Origin of the sequence: Geminicoccus flavidas (assembly GCF_009806515.1) — a bacterium.
Lineage (GTDB): Bacteria > Pseudomonadota > Alphaproteobacteria > Geminicoccales > Geminicoccaceae > Geminicoccus > Geminicoccus flavidus.
Genome location: NZ_WUJP01000794.1, coordinates 1 through 15415, shown reverse-complemented (window position 1 = coordinate 15415; position 15415 = coordinate 1). Strand labels below are relative to the sequence as shown.

Sequence of the window (15415 nt, the reverse complement as noted above, 5' to 3'; positions counted from 1 at the left end):
GGGCCGAGTGATCTGGCCAAGTGCGGCCTGCCGCGCATGCCGATCTATTATCAGAACGACCTGATCACCGGCGAGAATCCCGACTACCGGAAACTGGACAAGGTCATCGCCATCGTCAAGGCGAACAACTTCCCTCTGGTCACGCTCGACATCGAGCGCTGGAACGCGGCCTCCGCGCCGCAGCGCGAGAAGTATATCCGGGCGATCGAGTATGTGCGGGCCCGGGTGCCTTCGACCACCAAGCTCGCCTATTATGGCATCATGCCGAAGAATCGGTACGGCGACTATATCGCCGGCGGCGAGCGGCTGGCCTACCAGCAGCGCGTCAACCGCATGATGCAGCCGCTGGCGGACAAGGTCGACTGGATCATGCCTTCCTACCACGCCTACACGTCGAACCGGCAGAACTGGGCCAAGTTCGCCGAAATCGTCGCGGAGGAGGCGCACAAGTACGGCAAGCCCGTGATGCCCTGGCTCTGGATGCAGTATCACGAGTTGAGCAGCGATCCGAAGATCCGCTACCAGATCATCCCGGGCGACTTCTTCCGCGAGCAGCTTGAGACGGCCTATCGGCTGGGCGACAGCCTGTGCCTATGGGGGACGCTGCTGCCGCGGGTGGACGGCAAGGTTCAGCGCGCCACCTGGGACCCCAACGCGGCCTGGTGGCAGCAGACCAAGTCGTTCCTGAAGGCGAAAGGCAAGGCGGGCGCCGCCACCTGCCATGCCTGAAAGCAAGGGCGGCCGGCACCGGGCCGACCGCCCTCGATCATGAGCGGGTGCCCGCTCAGGCCGCCTGCAGCTTGTCCATCGCGTCGTCCAGCCCCGACCAGAGCCGGTCGAACAGCTGGTCGATCTCGGCCTCGTTGATGATTAGCGGCGGGCAGATGCCGATCGCGTCGAAGGGCAGGCCGCGCAGGATCAGGCCGTGCGGCAGGCAGGCATTGACCGCGGTGACCGAGGCCTTGGCCGATGCCGGGAACTGCTCGCGGGTCGCCTTGTCCTTGACCAACTCGACGGCACCGATCAGGCCCACGCCGCGCGCCTCGCCGACCAGCGGGTGCTGCTCCATCGCCTTCAGCCGCTTCATGAAGTGCGGGGCGACGGACTGGACGTGGCCGAGCGTGTCCTCCTCCTCGTAGATCTTCAGCGTTTCCAGGGCGACCGCCGCCGCGACCGGGTGGCCGCCATAGGTGTAGCCCATGCCGATATTGCCGAGCTCGGCTGAGCGGTCGGCCAGCACCTGGTAGAACTCGTCGCTCATGAGCAGGCCTGCGATCGGCAGGTAGGCCGAGGAGAGCTGCTTGGCGACGGTCATCAGGTCCGGCTGGATGCCGTAGGTCTGCGAGCCGAACATCTGGCCGGTCCGGCAGAAGCCGCAGATCACCTCGTCGGCCACGAACAGGATGTCGTGCTTCTTCAGGATCGGGATGATCTTGGGGAAGTAGCTGTCCGGCGGGACGATCACACCACCAGCTCCCTGGACCGGCTCGGCGACGAAGGCGGCGATCGTGTCGGCGCCGTGTTCCTGGATCAGGTCCTCCAGCTCCTTGGCGAGCCGGTCGGTGAACTGCTCCTCGGTCTCGCCCTGCTGGCCCTCGCGGTACAGGGTCGGCGGGGTGACGTTCAGAAACCGGTCGGCCATCGGCAGGTCGAAGCCCTTGCGGGCATACTCCAGCGCGGTCAGGTGGCCGGCCGCCAGCGTGATGCCATGATAGGCGCGCCGGCGGCTGATGATCTTCTTCTTCTCGGGCCGGCCCTTGGCGTTGTTGTAGTACCAGATCAGCTTGATCGCGGTGTCGATCGCCTCGGAGCCGGAATTGACGAACCAGACCTTGGTCAGGCTGTCCGGGGCCATCGCCAGCAGCTTCTCGCCCAGCTCGATCACGGGCGTGGTCGAGCGGTGCGCGAACTGGTGCGAATAGGGCATGACCTCCATCTGGCGGCGCGCCGCCTCGACCAGCCGCTTGTTGTCGAAGCCCAGCGCCGCGCACCAAAGGCCGGCCAAGCCCTCGATATACTGCTTGCCGTCATCGTCCTCGACCCACACGCCCTTGCCCTTGGTGATTACCAGCGGGCCCTGCTTCTCGTGCACGCGCAGGTTCGTGTAGGGATGGATCAGATAGGCGATGTCGCGGGCCGCGAGCGAGTTCGGCGCGTGGGTCGATGCTTGGGTCATGATGGCGGCGTTCCATGAAGCCAACGGGATCGACCTTCATGGTAGGGGCCGCGGCCGGCCAGGGCCACCCCCGCCGGCGGCGGCCCGGCCCCGCCACTTGCACATGGCCGGTTGGGCATTATCTGGCAGGTGCCAGTCCGGAGGGGGATCGATGATCGGGCAGATCGAGCGGCCAGGCAGCCGCGTTGCGCCACAAGCCGCCGCCACCGGCCCGCTGCCACAGGGCCATCCGCCCGTCCTCCGTGAGAAGATCGGGGTGATCCTGTCCAATCTCGGCACGCCGGACGGGACCAGCTACTGGCCGATGCGCCGCTACCTGTCGGAGTTCCTGTCCGACCGCCGCGTGATCGAGAAGCCGTTTTTGCTCTGGCAGGCTCTCCTCCAGGGCGTGATCCTGACCAAGCGGCCCGGCCGCAAGGGCAAGGACTACGAGACCATTTGGAACAAGGAGCTGGACGAGGGGCCGCTCAAGACGGTGACCCGCTCCCAGGCGCAGAAGGTCCAGGCGATCCTGGCCGGGCGCTACCCGAACGTGGTCGTCGATTTTGGCATGCGCTACGCCAACCCGGCCCTGCCGGCGGTGGTGGAGCGGCTGTTCCGCCAGGGCTGCACCCGGCTGGTCCTCCTGCCTCTCTACCCGCAATACAGCGCCGCCACGACCGCTACCGGCTGCGACGTGGTGTTCAAGAAGCTCATGTCCATGCGCTGGCAGCCGGCCCTGCGCACGGCACCCCCCTATCACGACCATCCAAGCTATGTCCGGACCATCGCCGACAGCATCCGCGACCATCTGGCCGGGCTGGACTGGCAGCCGGACAAGCTCGTGATGAGCTTCCACGGCATGCCCAAGGAATATCTGCTGCGCGGCGATCCCTATCACTGCCAGTGCCACAAGACCGCACGGCTGGTGTTCAGCGAGCTGGGGCTGGAGCCGGAGCGGACCCAGGTCTGCTTCCAGTCGCGCTTCGGCCCCGACGAGTGGCTCCAGCCCTATCTGGACGAGACCATGGCCGCCCTGCCCAAGCAGGGCGTGAAGAAGGTCGCGGTGATCTCGCCGGGCTTCTCGGTCGACTGCCTGGAAACGCTGGAGGAGATCGAGGGCGAGAACCGCGAGATCTTCACTCATGCGGGCGGCGAGCAGTTCACCTATATCCCCTGCCTGAACGACGGTGAGGCCGGTATCCGCCTGATCGTCGAGCTGGTCGAGCGGGAGCTGGCTGGCTGGGTGTGAGCCGGGCCGGCCGGCTGGCGGCAGGCCCTGCTAGCGCCGCTGCTCCCCGGTCATGGCGACCACCCTGCCTTCTTCGAGAGTGAAGGTCCTGGTGCTGAAGCCGGAGCAGAAGCCCGGAGCCTTGGCGGTCCGCTTGCCGTCGCGCCAATAGTACCGGGTCTCGACCACCAGCCGGCCGGGTGTGTCCTCCAGCACCCGTGTCTGGGTCACCTGCATCGAGGGGCTGACGCAGCGCGCACCTTCCTCCCAGGCATGCGCGGCATAGTAGCTTTCGATGGCGGCGACGGCGCCCGGGTGGTCGGGCAGCGGCTGCAGGGTGCTGCAGCCGGCCAGCGCGGCTGCCGCCGCTGCCATCAGCCAAGGTCGCATGCTCATCCGGGTCATGTCTCGCAGCTGAACGCGTTCCTGCCGGCAGGTTTGCCCTGAACCGGCCTGGCTTGGAAGACCGTGACCCATGACGGCTTGGGCGGCCCGGACCTGGGATGGCCGGATCCGGGCCGTCTCGCTCAGAACGGCGTGGTCTGCGTGCTGATCGATTCCACGAACTTCACGACCAGCGCCCGCCTGGCCGGGTCGGACAGCCCGTCGGCGAACCGGCCGTTGCCGGTGCGGTGCTTCCGGTCGCCCACGACGCAGGCGATCGTCTCGCAGGCGCCGTTATGCATATAGGGCGGCGCCCCGAAGATGCCGAGCAGCGACTGGACGCTGAAGCCGACACCCTTGCCGTCATTGTTGTAGTCGATGCCGAGCGCATCCTGCTGGGCCTGCAGGACACCGGCGACGACGACCGGCGACGCCTTCTCGGGCGCACCGATATTGCCGTCGATCGGGTTGCCCCTGCCTCTGACGCCGAGATTGAACGAGCCGACATCCTCCAGGAATCGGTCCAGGAACTGGGCGGCCACCGGGTTGCCGAATGCCGGGTCCTTGGTACAGCCGGGCAGGGCCGCGTTGTTGATGTTCCGCTCGCAGAAGATGTCGGTGTTCTTCGGCGGCGGCCTGAAGTCGACGATGCTGTTGCTCCACAGTCCGCCATTATGGCACCGGGCGCACCCGCCGGTCCTAAAGAGGTCGCGGCCCTGTTGGATCTGGCTGATCGGGACGCCCCCCTGGATCTGCCGGCTGTTGAGCGGGCCGTTCAGCGGACGCACGGCGAACTGCACCCACTCCTTCATCGCGTCGAGCGACTTCACCCTGGTCGTGCTGCCCGGCAGCGTGACCGTGGCCTGGTTGCGGTTGGTGTTGGGCTTGAGGAAGTCGTTGATCACGCAGGGCGGCTGGTTCGGGTTGACGTCGCCCAGGATCAGGCCGTGGTTGGGGTCGAAATTGCTCTGTGGCGGCGGCGGCGCGCTACAGTCGATCGGCGTCGCCAGCGGGCCCGGTCCCGACACGTTCCGGGTGTTGAGGTCAAAGTCCTGGATCTCGTCCCGCAGCGCCGAATAGTTGAGGATCCGTTGCCGGTTGCGGTTGCGCGGATCGAAGGTGCCGCCCAGCGAGATCGACTTGCGTGGACCCGCGTTGAACGACCAGACGATGCCGTCGGTCAGGCCCTTGAAGTGGCAGCTGGCGCAGTTCTGCCAGCCCTCCTGGGACAGGCGCTCATCAGCCGACACGCGCCCGATCCGGTTGAAGTGCCCGCGGCTGGAGAAGAACATCTCCGCACCGACCAGGATCCGTTCGGCCCGCGAGCCGGGTGCGGGCAAGGGTGTGGTGCGGACCACCTTCACCACCCGGTCCCGGGTCAGGTCGACGATGGAGACGTTGCGCGACACGAAATTGTTGACGTAGGCGAACCTGCCGGCCGAGTCGATCACGATGCCCTGCGGGTTCTTGCCGGCATTATTGCCACGGGTCGCCGCGTCCTCGGGATCGTTCAGGTCGATATAGCGGGTGGTGTCGCTGTCCACGGTGAAACTGAGATTGCCGTTGCCGGCCACCCTGAGCTTGACCAGCAGGTCGCTGCCGGCCGAGACCGCATAGGCGCTGCCGGCACCGCTCGGGCTGGTGAAGGCGATGGCCCAGGTGTTGGCGAAGAACAGCCGCTTCTTGCCCGGCTCCGGGTTCCTGGCGCCCAGATGCAGGTTGAGCGCGCCGCCATCCTGCTGGTTGGCGCCGTTGATGCCCCTGATGGTGTTGACGTAGGCCTCAGTAGAATTCTGGAACTGCAGCACGCCTTCCGGTGAAGCTGCGATGTTCGGCAGATAGGCATTGTTCCCGTGGATCACGATGCTCTGCATCTGGTTGGGAAACGCCGTGGAGGCGGTGCCCCTGACCGGTCTCCCGTTGGCGACGATCTGGAAGCCGGTCGCCTGCGGCTGCAGCCGGATCGCCTTGGCTACCTTGTAGCCGCTGATGCCGCTGGCATTGGTGTTGATGTCCAGGCGGCAGACCAGGCCTTCCCGGCCCTGATCGTCGGCCTGCACGCCGTTGCGCTTGGTGAAGGAAATGAAGCGGGTGACGTAGAGCTTCTTGTTGTCCTGCGTCACCGCTAGGCCGCGCGGCTGGAAATGGCGCTGCCGGTCGGGGTCGTTGCACAGGCTATTGCGCAGGTCGACATGGCCGATGACCGTCCGGGTCGCCGCGTTGATGACGGTGATCGTGTCCTGGCCGCTGTTGGCGGCGAAGACCCGCCTGCCGTCTGGCGAGATCACGATGTTCCAGGGCTCGGCGCCGGTCGTGATCGTCCGCTCGACCCGGGCCGACCAGCTGCCATAGGCGCTATTGTTGATCCGGATCACCGTCACGCTGCTGCCGGCAGCGTTCGCGACGTAGGCGTACCGGTTGTCCGGGTCGAGGGCCACGCTCTCGGGCTCGTCGCCGACCCTGATCTTGGCCAGCACGATCTTGGTGTCGGTGCGCAGCACGGACACGCTGTCGTCGGCCGGGTTCACGCTCCAGACCAGCCGGTCGTCCTGCGAGATCGCGATCGGGCTGGAATAGGTGGCACCCGCATAGACGGCCCGTGCCGCCGCCTCCTCACCCTCCTGGGCCGCTGCGGTCTGCGCCGGTGCGCCGATCATCAGTGTCGAGCTCAGCAACAGGCCAGCGAACGAGCGCCAGCACTTCTTCCCCATCGCCTTGGTTTGCATTCGCGGACCCTCTCTCGAAGAACGACTTCTCCCAGCACATAGGAATGGCGCTCATCATAGCAGATCCAAGTGTAATTTCAGCATGAATATTATAAACGATCTGCAATGACTTGTATTTATGGAGTATCCAGGAATAGTCGATCAATATTAATAGTCAATTATCTGCCATTGTGATCTAAATTGATTGCGGGGCAGTGAAGAGAGGGCGAGCCGGCAACTGATGCTGTCGGTCTCCACGAGGATTAGTGAGTTGCGCGCTGCTTCGATCGAAGAGCACGAGGTTTGCCGCAGACGGCGAAGCTGCCAAGCACGCGGCGCGCTGGCGATGCTTGCCGCGCCGGGCCGGCGGCCTGCCATGAACTGGGCATTTCAGGACACGGGCCCGTGCGGGTGCAGGCTTATCGGCCAGCCTGTCCAGTGGCGTCGGCCGGTTGCGGATCGTGCTGCGCTTCGTTCTTGCCGGGCCAGGCGCGCATCGCCGCCTCGACGGTGGCCAGCAGCTCGTCCCGGCTGGCGCCGTCGCGTGCCTGGATCGTCATGCCCTGCGCCACGGTCTGGTAGAAGGTGGCGAGGGCTGCCGTGTCGGTCCCGTCGGGCAGCTCGCCGTCCGCCAGCGCCCGGTCCAGCCGGTCGCGCAGCCGCTGCAGCGACGCCTTGCGCCGCCGGACGAGCTCCTCGGCCAGGTGGCTGAGTTCCTCGCCGCAGTTCATCGCGGAGGTCACCGCCATGCAGCCGCGCGGCAGGTCCGGCCGGGTCAGCCGGTCGGCCGTGGCGCGCAGCACTGCCTCGACTGCGGCCCGCGCACTCGGTGCTCGGGCCATGATCAGGGCGGCGGAGCTCAGCACGTCGCCCTGGTAGCGATCGAGCGCCTCCAGGAACAGCCGCTCCTTGTCGCCGAACGCCGCGTACAGGCTGGGCGGGCTGATGCCCATGGCTTCGGTCAGGTCGGCGATCGAGGTCGCGGCATAGCCTTGGCGCCAGAACAGCAGCATGGCCTGCTCAAGTGCCGCGGCACGGTCGAACGATCGAGGTCGTCCGCGCCGCTTCAGGCAGGATTCATCCGGATTCGTCATGATGGACGATAGATTGGCGCAGGATGGACCGTGAGCAAGGTCGGGCACCTGGGCGGGGGCGGAGCGATGCCAAGTGATATTTGTCACAATCCCCGGGGTTTGACCCGACGCGGCCGCTGCCCATTTCGTAGCAACTGATACAGAACCTGGGAAAGCGTCATGCCCGAGGCGGTCGTCACCAGCCCGGATGGGGGCCGGCTTCGGAGGCTGCATGCCGCAGGTGGGGGGAAAGTCATGACGATCGGTCGGATCTGGCGCATCGGCGCCGCCTTCGCTGCCCTGACGGCACTCGCTGCATGCGGGGAGGACGACCAGCAACAGGCCGAAGCGGCGCCCCCGCCGCCGGCCGTCACCGTGGCCAAGCCACTCGTCCAGGAGATCGTCGACCGGGACGAGTTCACCGGCCGGTTCAATCCTTATGCCATCGTCGACGTACGCGCCCGGGTATCCGGCTATCTCGAACAGATCGCGTTCACTGACGGCCAGATGGTGAAGAAGGGCGATCTCCTGTTCATCATCGACCAGCGGCCGTTCCGCAATGCGCTGCAGGAGGCCGAGGCGAACCTGGTCAGCGCCCGGGCACGCCAGCAGCTGGCGGTGGCCGATCTGGAGCGTTCCCGGGCCCTGGTATCCACGTCGGCGGTCGCCAAGGCGACCTTCGACCAGCGCCTACAGGACAAGGAGGTGGCCGATGCCGGCGTGCAGTCGGCGGAGGCGGCGCTCGCCAAGGCGAAGCTGGACCTGGAGTTCACCGAGGTGCGCGCCCCGCTGGATGGCCGGATCTCGCGCCGGCTGGTCGATGTCGGGAACCTGGTGGCGGGCGAGCCATCCGCCACCGTCCTGACCACGATCGTGGCGCTCGACCCGATCTATTTCGACTTCGACATGAGCGAGAGCGAGTTCCTGGCCTATAGCCGGGCCGCGGCGGAGGGGCGGATGGCCTCGCAGCGTGACGGCAAGGTGGAGGTCGTGCTGCGCCTGCCCGACGAGCAGAGCTGGTCGCTCAAGGGCACGCTCGACTTCCTGGACAACCGGATCGACCCGGCGAGCGGGACCCTGCGCGCCCGGGCGATCGTCGCGAACCCGAACCTCTTCCTCACGCCCGGCCAGTTCGGCCGGCTGGGCATGCCCGGCTCCGAGCCCTACCAAGCGATCCTGGTGCCGGACCGGGCCGTACTGAGCGACCAGGCGCGCAAGCTGATCATGACGGTGGATGCCGAGGGCGTGGTGCAGCCCAAGGTCGTGCGGATCGGGCCGCTCCATGACGGCCTGCGCGTCGTGCGCCAGGGCATCACCGGCCAGGACGACGTGATCGTGGACGGGCTCGTGCGTGCGCGGCCAGGAGCCAAGGTGACGCCCGAGGCCGGCAAGGTCGAGGTCGAAGTCGCGGCGACGGAAAACTGAGGAGCGGTCGATGCGCTTCACCCATGTGTTCGTCGACCGCCCGATCCTGGCGGCGGTCGTCTCGATCATCATCACCATCGTCGGCGGCATCGCCTATCTGGGCCTGCCGGTGGCGCAATATCCCGAGGTGGCCCCGCCCACCGTCACGGTGAGGGCGACCTATCCCGGCGCCTCGGCGGAGACCGTGGCCGACACGGTGGCAGCCCCGCTCGAGCAGGAGATCAACGGCGTGGAGGACATGCTCTACATGTCCTCCCAGTCCACCGCGGATGGCGCGCTGACCATCACCATCGCCTTCGACCTCGGCACCGACCTGGATAAGGCGCAGGTGCTGGTCCAGAACCGCGTGGCGATCGCGGAGGCGAGCCTGCCCGAGGAGGTCCGGCGGCTGGGCATCACTACCCAGAAGAGCTCGCCCGACATGCTGATGGTCATCCATCTCCTGTCGACCGACCCGGCGGTGGACCTGCTCTATCTGTCCAACTACGCGGTGCTGCAGGTCCGCGACGTGCTGTCCCGGGTCGACGGGGTGGGCGATGTCCAGCTGTTCGGTGCGCGCGAATATTCGATGCGGGTCTGGATCGACCCGGAGCGTGCCGCTGCTCTGGACCTGACGCCCGGCGAGATCGTGGCAGCCCTGCGCGCGCAGAACGTCCAGGTGGCGTCCGGCGTGCTGAACCAGCCGCCCAATCCGTCACCGGGCGACTTCCAGCTCAACCTGGAAACCAAGGGCCGGCTGGTCGAGCCCAAAGAATTCGCCAACATCGTGGTCAAGACCGACGGCAGCGGGCGGGTGACCCGGGTCCGCGACGTGGCCAGGGTCGAGGTCGGCGCGGTCGACTACTCGACCATCGGCTATCTCGACGAGGATCCGGCCCTGCCGCTGCTGGTGTTCCAGCGCCCGGGCTCCAACGCGCTGGCGACGTCCCAGGCGCTGCACGCCACCATGGAAGAGCTGTCCCAGAACTTCCCGGAGGGCCTGGAATACCGAATCATCTACGATCCCACCGAGTTCATCGCGGAATCGGTCCACGAGGTCTACAAGACCATCTTCGAGGCCGTGGCGCTGGTCGTGGTCGTGGTGATCCTGTTCCTCAAGACCTGGCGGGCCTCGATCATCCCGATCCTGGCGATCCCGGTCTCGCTCATCGGCACTTTCGCGGTGATGGCCGCGATGGGCTTCTCGCTCAACAACCTGTCGCTGTTCGGCCTGGTGCTGGCGATCGGCATCGTGGTCGATGACGCGATCGTCGTGGTGGAGAATGTCGAGCGCAACCTGGCGGCCGGCATGACGCCCAAGGAGGCGGCGCACCGGACCATGGACGAGGTCGGCACAGCCCTGGTCGCGATCGCGCTCGTGCTGATCGCGGTGTTCGTGCCGACCGCCTTCATCACCGGCATCTCCGGTCAGTTCTACCGGCAGTTCGCGCTGACCATCGCCGCTGCCACCGGCATCTCCCTGATCGTGTCGCTGACGCTGAGCCCGGCCCTCGCGGCATTGCTGCTGAAGCCGCACGATCCGCACCACAAGCCCGGCCTGCTGGCCCGGCCGGTGCACGCCTTCTTCCGCGGCTTCGACCATGTGTTCGATCGGATCTCGGGCGGCTATGCCGGCCTGACCCGGCGGCTGGTGCGCCTGCCGGTACTGATCCTGCTCGTCTATGCCGGCCTCTTGGGCTTCACCTGGCTCCAGGTGGAGCGCACGCCCGGCGGCTTCATCCCCGAGCAGGACCAGGGCTACCTGATCACCGTGATCCAGCTCCCGCCCGGCTCGTCCCTGGACCGTACCGACAAGGTGGTGCGCGAGGTGGCGGGGCTGATCCGCGAAACCCCTGGGGTCGCCCACAGCGTGGCCTTCTCCGGCTTCGATGGCGCCACCTTCACCAACACGCCGAGCGGCGGCGTGATCTTCTCCGCCCTGGAGCCGTTCCCGGAGCGGGCGGCGGGGGGCCATGATGCCAACGCGATCCTGGCCGACTTCCGCCAGCGCCTGAGCGGGGTCCAGGAGGCGATGGTGTTCAGCCTGATGCCGCCGCCGGTCCGGGGCTTAGGCACGGGCGGCGGCTTCAAGATGATGATCCAGGACCGCAACGGCCGCGGCCTGCCGGCCCTGGAGGAGGCGACCCAGGCCGTGGCCGCGGCCGCCAATGCCGAGCCGGGCCTCACCTCGGTATTCTCCCTGTTCAGCACCAAGACGCCCAAGGTCTATGCCGACATCGACCGGGTGCAGGCGGAGATGCTGGAGGTCCCGGCGTCCCGGGTGTTCGAGGCGCTGGAGGTCTATCTCGGCTCCGCCTACGTCAACGACTACAACCTGTCCGGCCGCACCTTCCGGGTGACCGCGCAGGCCGACTGGCCCTATCGCCAGACCCCGCGCGACGTGGCCAGGCTCAAGACCCGCAGCGACAACGGGGCGATGGTGCCGCTGGGCTCGGTCGCGACCTTCCGCGACATCACCGGGCCCTACCGGGTGGCGCGCTACAATCTCTACCCGGCGGCCGAGCTGCAGGGCTCGACCCTGCCGGGCACGTCCAGTGCCCAGGCGTTGACGGCGATGGAGCGGCTGGCGGGCGAGCTCCTGCCGAGCGGCTTTGCCTATGAGTGGACCGAGCTGTCGCTCCAGGAAAAGCTGGCCGGCAACACAGCGGTGTTCGCCTTCATCGCGGCGGTGGTGTTCGTGTTCCTGGTGCTGGCGGGGCTCTACGAGAGCTGGCTCCTGCCGCTGGCGGTGATCCTGATCGTGCCGATGTGCGTGCTGGCGGCGATCAGCGGCGTGCTGGCTGCGGGCTTCGCCAACGACATCCTGGTCCAGATCGGCCTGGTCGTGCTGATCGGCCTGGCGGCGAAGAACGCGATCCTGATCGTGGAGTTCGCCAAGCAGGCCGAGGAGCGGGGCATGGACCGGCTGGATGCGGCGGTGGAGGCGGCGCGCACCCGGCTGCGCCCGATCGTCATGACCTCCCTTGCCTTCATCCTGGGCGTGGTGCCGCTGGTGCTCAGCACCGGGGCGGGTGCCGAGATGCGCCGCACGCTCGGCACCACCGTGTTCGCCGGCATGCTGGGGGTGACCCTGTTCGGCCTCCTGTTCACGCCGGTGTTCTACGTGGTCTGCCGCTGGCTGGCCGGGCGGCGGCGTGGCCGGGCCCAGGCGGCAGTGCCCGCCGCATAACCGGCGGGACGGCGGGGAGGGTGCGACACCATCCCCGCTGCTCTGCCCCAACGGCGCCGACGGGCTTGACCGGCCCGGCGGCGCCGTTTCTTTTGCATGGTCGGGACAGCACGCGGGGGTCCGCGCGCCGCCCGATGAGGAAAATGGCTGGGACATGGGCGGCGAGCGGCCGGTCTTGTGGGGCAACCTGGCCGGGATCGCCAGCAACCTCATCTGGGCGACCACCATCCCGGTGACGGAGATCCTGCTGGCGACCTGGCCGCCCCTGACGCTGGCCGCCGCCCGGCTGCTCGTCGCGGCACCGGGCGTCCTCCTGCTGTTCCCGCTGCTGCGCCGTCCGCTGCGCCTAGGCGGCATCCCCTGGCCGGTCGTGCTGCGCCTGTCCTGCTTCTACATGGTGCCGTCCGTGGTGCTGATGATCTGGGGCCAGGACCTGTCCGACCCGATGGCAGCCGCGATCGTGTTCACCACCATGCCGCTGGTATCCGCCATCATCGGCGCGGTGCAGGGTACGGAGCGCGTGCGGACCAGCCTGCTGCTGGGCGTGGGCCTGGCGATCGCCGGTGGGGTGCTGGCCAGCGGCAGCTTCGCGGCGGGCGCGCCCGGCTTTCGCGGCGGCGAGCTCGTGCTGCTCGTCTCGATCACGCTCTGGGCGCTGTTCTCCCGTGCCACCGTGCGCGACCTGGACGGCCACGACACGCTGGCACAGTCGCTGGTGACGCTGGCAGCCGGCGGGGCCACGCTCACGCTGCTGTCCGCCGGGCTGACCGGTGCCGGCTGGCTGCCGCCGGTAGCACCGGACGGGCGGGAGATCCTGTTGCTGCTCTGGATGGGCTGCATCGGCATCGGCCTGTCGATGCCGCTCTGGTTCGTGTCCGTGCGCCTGCTGGGTGTCACCGTCGCGTCGATGCACCAGAACCTGCTGCCATTCTATGTCGTGGTGCTGGCGGTGCTGCTGGGCCAGGGCGGGATCGGCGGCCGCACCCTCGCCGGTGCCGCCCTGGTGAGCCTGGGCGCACTGGTGGCCCAGCTCCCCTGGGCCAGGATGTGGCGCGGCCGGGCCACCTCCGCCTGAGCCCTTGCCCCGCAGGGCGGTCGCCGCAAGTTCAGAAGACGGGTCATCGTCCGGGAGGGCAGCATGCCGCGTGTCGCCGTGATCGTCGGAAGCCTCCGGCGGGATTCCATCAACCGCAAGCTAGCCCAGGCGCTGGCCAAGCTCGCCGGGAGCCAGTGTGAATTCGACCTGCTCGAGCTGGCGGACATCCCGCTCTACAACGAGGACCTGTTCGATCCGGAGCCGCCGGCAGCGGTCCGGCGGATGAAGGAAGCGGTGACGGCGGCCGACGCGGTGCTGTTCGTGACGCCGGAATACAACCGCTCGTTCACGCCGGTGATGAAGAACGTGCTAGACTGGGGCAGCCGCCCGGTCGGCACGAGCTGCTGGCCGGGCAAGCCCGCCGCAATCGTCGGCGCCTCGCCGGGGGCGATCGGCACCGCCGTGGCCCAGTCCCAGCTCCGCCATGTGGTGGTCGGGCTGGGCATGGTGGTGATGGGCCAGCCGGAGATGTATCTGAGCTTCAAGCCCGGCATGATCGATCCCGAGCACAACGTGGTGGAGGACCGCACCCGCCAGTTCCTGGGCAACCACCTGGCGGCCTTCCTCGCATGGATCGAGCGTCACCGGCCGGGCTGATCCGCCGGGGCCGCGGCCAGCCTGTCCAGCAGGAACGCCGCGCGCGCCGCCACGGGCAGGCGCGGCACCTCGATCAGCGTGTAGCCGAGCTCGCCATAGGTCCTGACCATCTCGGCATGGGTGCGCTGGGCGATCTCGGGCGACTGGCGGCGCTCGTGGTCCTGGACGAAGATCTCGGGCCAGGGTGGGCAGACGAACACCTGACAATGGTAGCGGTGCGCACGCGCGGCCTCCGCCACGGCGGGCGGCACCGGCAAGCCCTCCAGACGCAGATAGCCCAGCACGTCGGGGATGCCGCGATCGAACCAGAACCGGAAGCTGCCGGCGGCACGGTGAAAGTTCGCCACCTCGCGCTCCAGCATGGCCAGGGCGAAGCCGGTCCGGTCGCCCCAGGGCAAGGCATTGCCGCCGCTCTTCATCTGCTCCTGGATGATGGCGCGGCCGGTCTCGGCCACGCAGCGCTCGCCCTTCCTCGAGAGCGCGGCGAGCAGCGTGCTCTTGCCCGAGCCGGGGCCGCCGGTGAGCACGATGCGGCAAGGCTGGATCACGCTTCGTTCCTCCGATCGTAGTTGGGTGCGTCATGGGTGCCGGACGGATCGACTTTTGCCGCGGACTTGCTAATGCGCCGGGGGCCCGGCCTCGCTGCCGGCACCATGTCCAATTGCAGCAAAGGCAGGCTCTTGACCGGACCTCTCGCGCTCTACCGGGAGAAGCTCGCCCAGGGCGAGCTCAAGGCCGATCCCGACCAGGAGCGTGCGGCCCAGCGCCTGCAGCGCCTGCACGACGAGCTGGCGGCCCGTCCGCCTGAAGGCAGCAATGGCGGCAATGGCGGCGGGTTCTGGAGCAGCCTGTTCGGCCGCAAGATGCCGCCTGCCCCGGCGCCGGTCGAAGGCGTCTATCTCTGGGGCTCGGTCGGCCGCGGCAAGTCGATGCTGATGGACCTGTTCGTCGCGGCCACACCGGAGCCGAGGACCCGCCGGGTCCACTTCCATGCCTTCATGCTGGAAGTACAGCGCCGGCTGCACGAGCTGCGCGAGGCCGGTGCCGAGGGCGATCCGGTCGGGCGGGTGGCCGATGCGATCGCTGGCGAGACGCGGCTATTGTGCTTCGACGAGTTCCACGTGGTCAACATCGCGGACGCGATGATCCTGGGCCGGCTGTTCACCGGCCTGTTCGACGTCGGCGTCACCGTGGTCGCGACGTCGAACTGGCCGCCGGACCGGCTGTACTGGGACGGGCTCAACCGCGAGCGCTTCCTGCCGTTCATCGCGCTGCTGAAGCAGCGGGTCGACGTGCTGAGCCTGAACGGACCGGTCGACTACCGAGTCGAGCGGCTGCGCGACCTCGCCACCTGGTTCGCGCCCCTGGACGAGGCTGCGGCAGACGCGGCGGAGCGGCTGTTCCTGGCGCTGACCGACGGGCAGCCGGGGACACCGGTCGATCTGTCGGTGGGTACGCGCAGCCTAAGGGTCGCCCGGGCCGAGGGGCCCATCGCCTTCTTTGACTTTCCCGAGCTGTGCGACCGGCCGCTGGGAGCCGCCGACTACTTGGCGATCGCCGAGCGCTTCCGGGTCGTGTTC

Annotated in this window: 13 protein-coding genes; 7 read left to right on the top strand and 6 right to left on the bottom strand. The window is 67.9% G+C overall.

Translation table 11 applies throughout. From position 1 onward, the window contains the following. The coding region (locus EQG76_RS22855; RefSeq protein ID WP_159716612.1) for a hypothetical protein at positions 1-729 on the top strand (729 nt) is incomplete at its 5' end. 55 nt (positions 730-784) lie between these two features. Here EQG76_RS22855 and EQG76_RS22850 read toward each other — a convergent pair. Next, entirely contained in the window at positions 785-2176 is a 1392-nt protein-coding gene (locus EQG76_RS22850; RefSeq protein ID WP_159716611.1) for an aminotransferase, read from the bottom strand. Between the two features lie 151 nt (positions 2177-2327). On the opposite strand from EQG76_RS22850, the gene hemH reads away from it, so the two are divergent. Further along, the gene (gene hemH / locus EQG76_RS22845) at positions 2328-3407 is read left to right on the top strand and encodes a ferrochelatase (protein ID WP_159716610.1); all 1080 of its coding nucleotides are present in this window, start codon (positions 2328-2330) and stop codon (positions 3405-3407) included. Between the two features lie 30 nt (positions 3408-3437). Here the strand turns inward: hemH and EQG76_RS22840 are convergent, their stop codons facing one another. The 4 genes from EQG76_RS22840 to EQG76_RS22825 all read right to left on the bottom strand — a co-directional run bounded on the left by EQG76_RS22840 (position 3438) and on the right by EQG76_RS22825 (position 7569). Further along, complete coding sequence (locus EQG76_RS22840) at positions 3438-3782, bottom strand: hypothetical protein (protein WP_159716609.1); 345 nt, start codon at positions 3780-3782, stop codon at positions 3438-3440. A 131-nt stretch (positions 3783-3913) separates the two neighbouring features. Next, complete coding sequence (locus EQG76_RS22835; RefSeq protein WP_159716608.1) at positions 3914-6427, bottom strand: YncE family protein; 2514 nt, start codon at positions 6425-6427, stop codon at positions 3914-3916. Next, positions 6384-6641 carry a hypothetical protein gene (locus EQG76_RS22830; RefSeq protein WP_159716607.1) on the bottom strand — a complete coding sequence of 86 codons (258 nt, stop codon included), beginning with the start codon at positions 6639-6641 and terminating at the stop codon, positions 6384-6386. Before EQG76_RS22830 ends, EQG76_RS22835 begins: the two co-directional genes overlap by 44 nt. Before the next feature lie 253 nt (positions 6642-6894). Next, on the bottom strand, positions 6895-7569 hold the full coding sequence (locus EQG76_RS22825; protein WP_159716606.1) for a TetR/AcrR family transcriptional regulator: 675 nt from the start codon (positions 7567-7569) through the stop codon (positions 6895-6897). 234 nt (positions 7570-7803) lie between these two features. Here EQG76_RS22825 and EQG76_RS22820 point away from each other — a divergent pair, with 234 nt between their 5' ends. The 4 genes from EQG76_RS22820 (at position 7804) to EQG76_RS22805 (ending at position 13835) form a co-directional block, all read left to right on the top strand. Continuing rightward, positions 7804-8973, top strand: a complete 1170-nt coding sequence (locus EQG76_RS22820; protein ID WP_159716605.1) for an efflux RND transporter periplasmic adaptor subunit — start codon at positions 7804-7806, stop codon at positions 8971-8973. A gap of 10 nt (positions 8974-8983) precedes the next feature. Next, positions 8984-12142, top strand: coding sequence for an efflux RND transporter permease subunit (locus tag EQG76_RS22815; protein ID WP_159716604.1), 3159 nt, complete (start codon positions 8984-8986; stop codon positions 12140-12142). A 154-nt stretch (positions 12143-12296) separates the two neighbouring features. Beyond that, complete coding sequence (locus EQG76_RS22810) at positions 12297-13217, top strand: DMT family transporter (protein ID WP_159716603.1); 921 nt, start codon at positions 12297-12299, stop codon at positions 13215-13217. Positions 13218-13280: 63 nt separating this feature from the next. After that, positions 13281-13835 carry an NADPH-dependent FMN reductase gene (locus EQG76_RS22805; RefSeq protein ID WP_159716602.1) on the top strand — a complete coding sequence of 185 codons (555 nt, stop codon included), beginning with the start codon at positions 13281-13283 and terminating at the stop codon, positions 13833-13835. Here the strand turns inward: EQG76_RS22805 and EQG76_RS22800 are convergent. Then, on the bottom strand, positions 13820-14383 hold the full coding sequence (locus tag EQG76_RS22800) for an AAA family ATPase (RefSeq protein ID WP_200841040.1): 564 nt from the start codon (positions 14381-14383) through the stop codon (positions 13820-13822). The two genes, EQG76_RS22805 and EQG76_RS22800, sit on opposite strands and share 16 nt — an antisense overlap. A 132-nt stretch (positions 14384-14515) precedes the next feature. On the opposite strand from EQG76_RS22800, the gene zapE reads away from it, so the two are divergent. Further along, positions 14516-15415 (top strand): cell division protein ZapE (gene zapE / locus EQG76_RS22795; protein WP_159716601.1); only part of this gene is annotated, 900 nt, incomplete at its 3' end.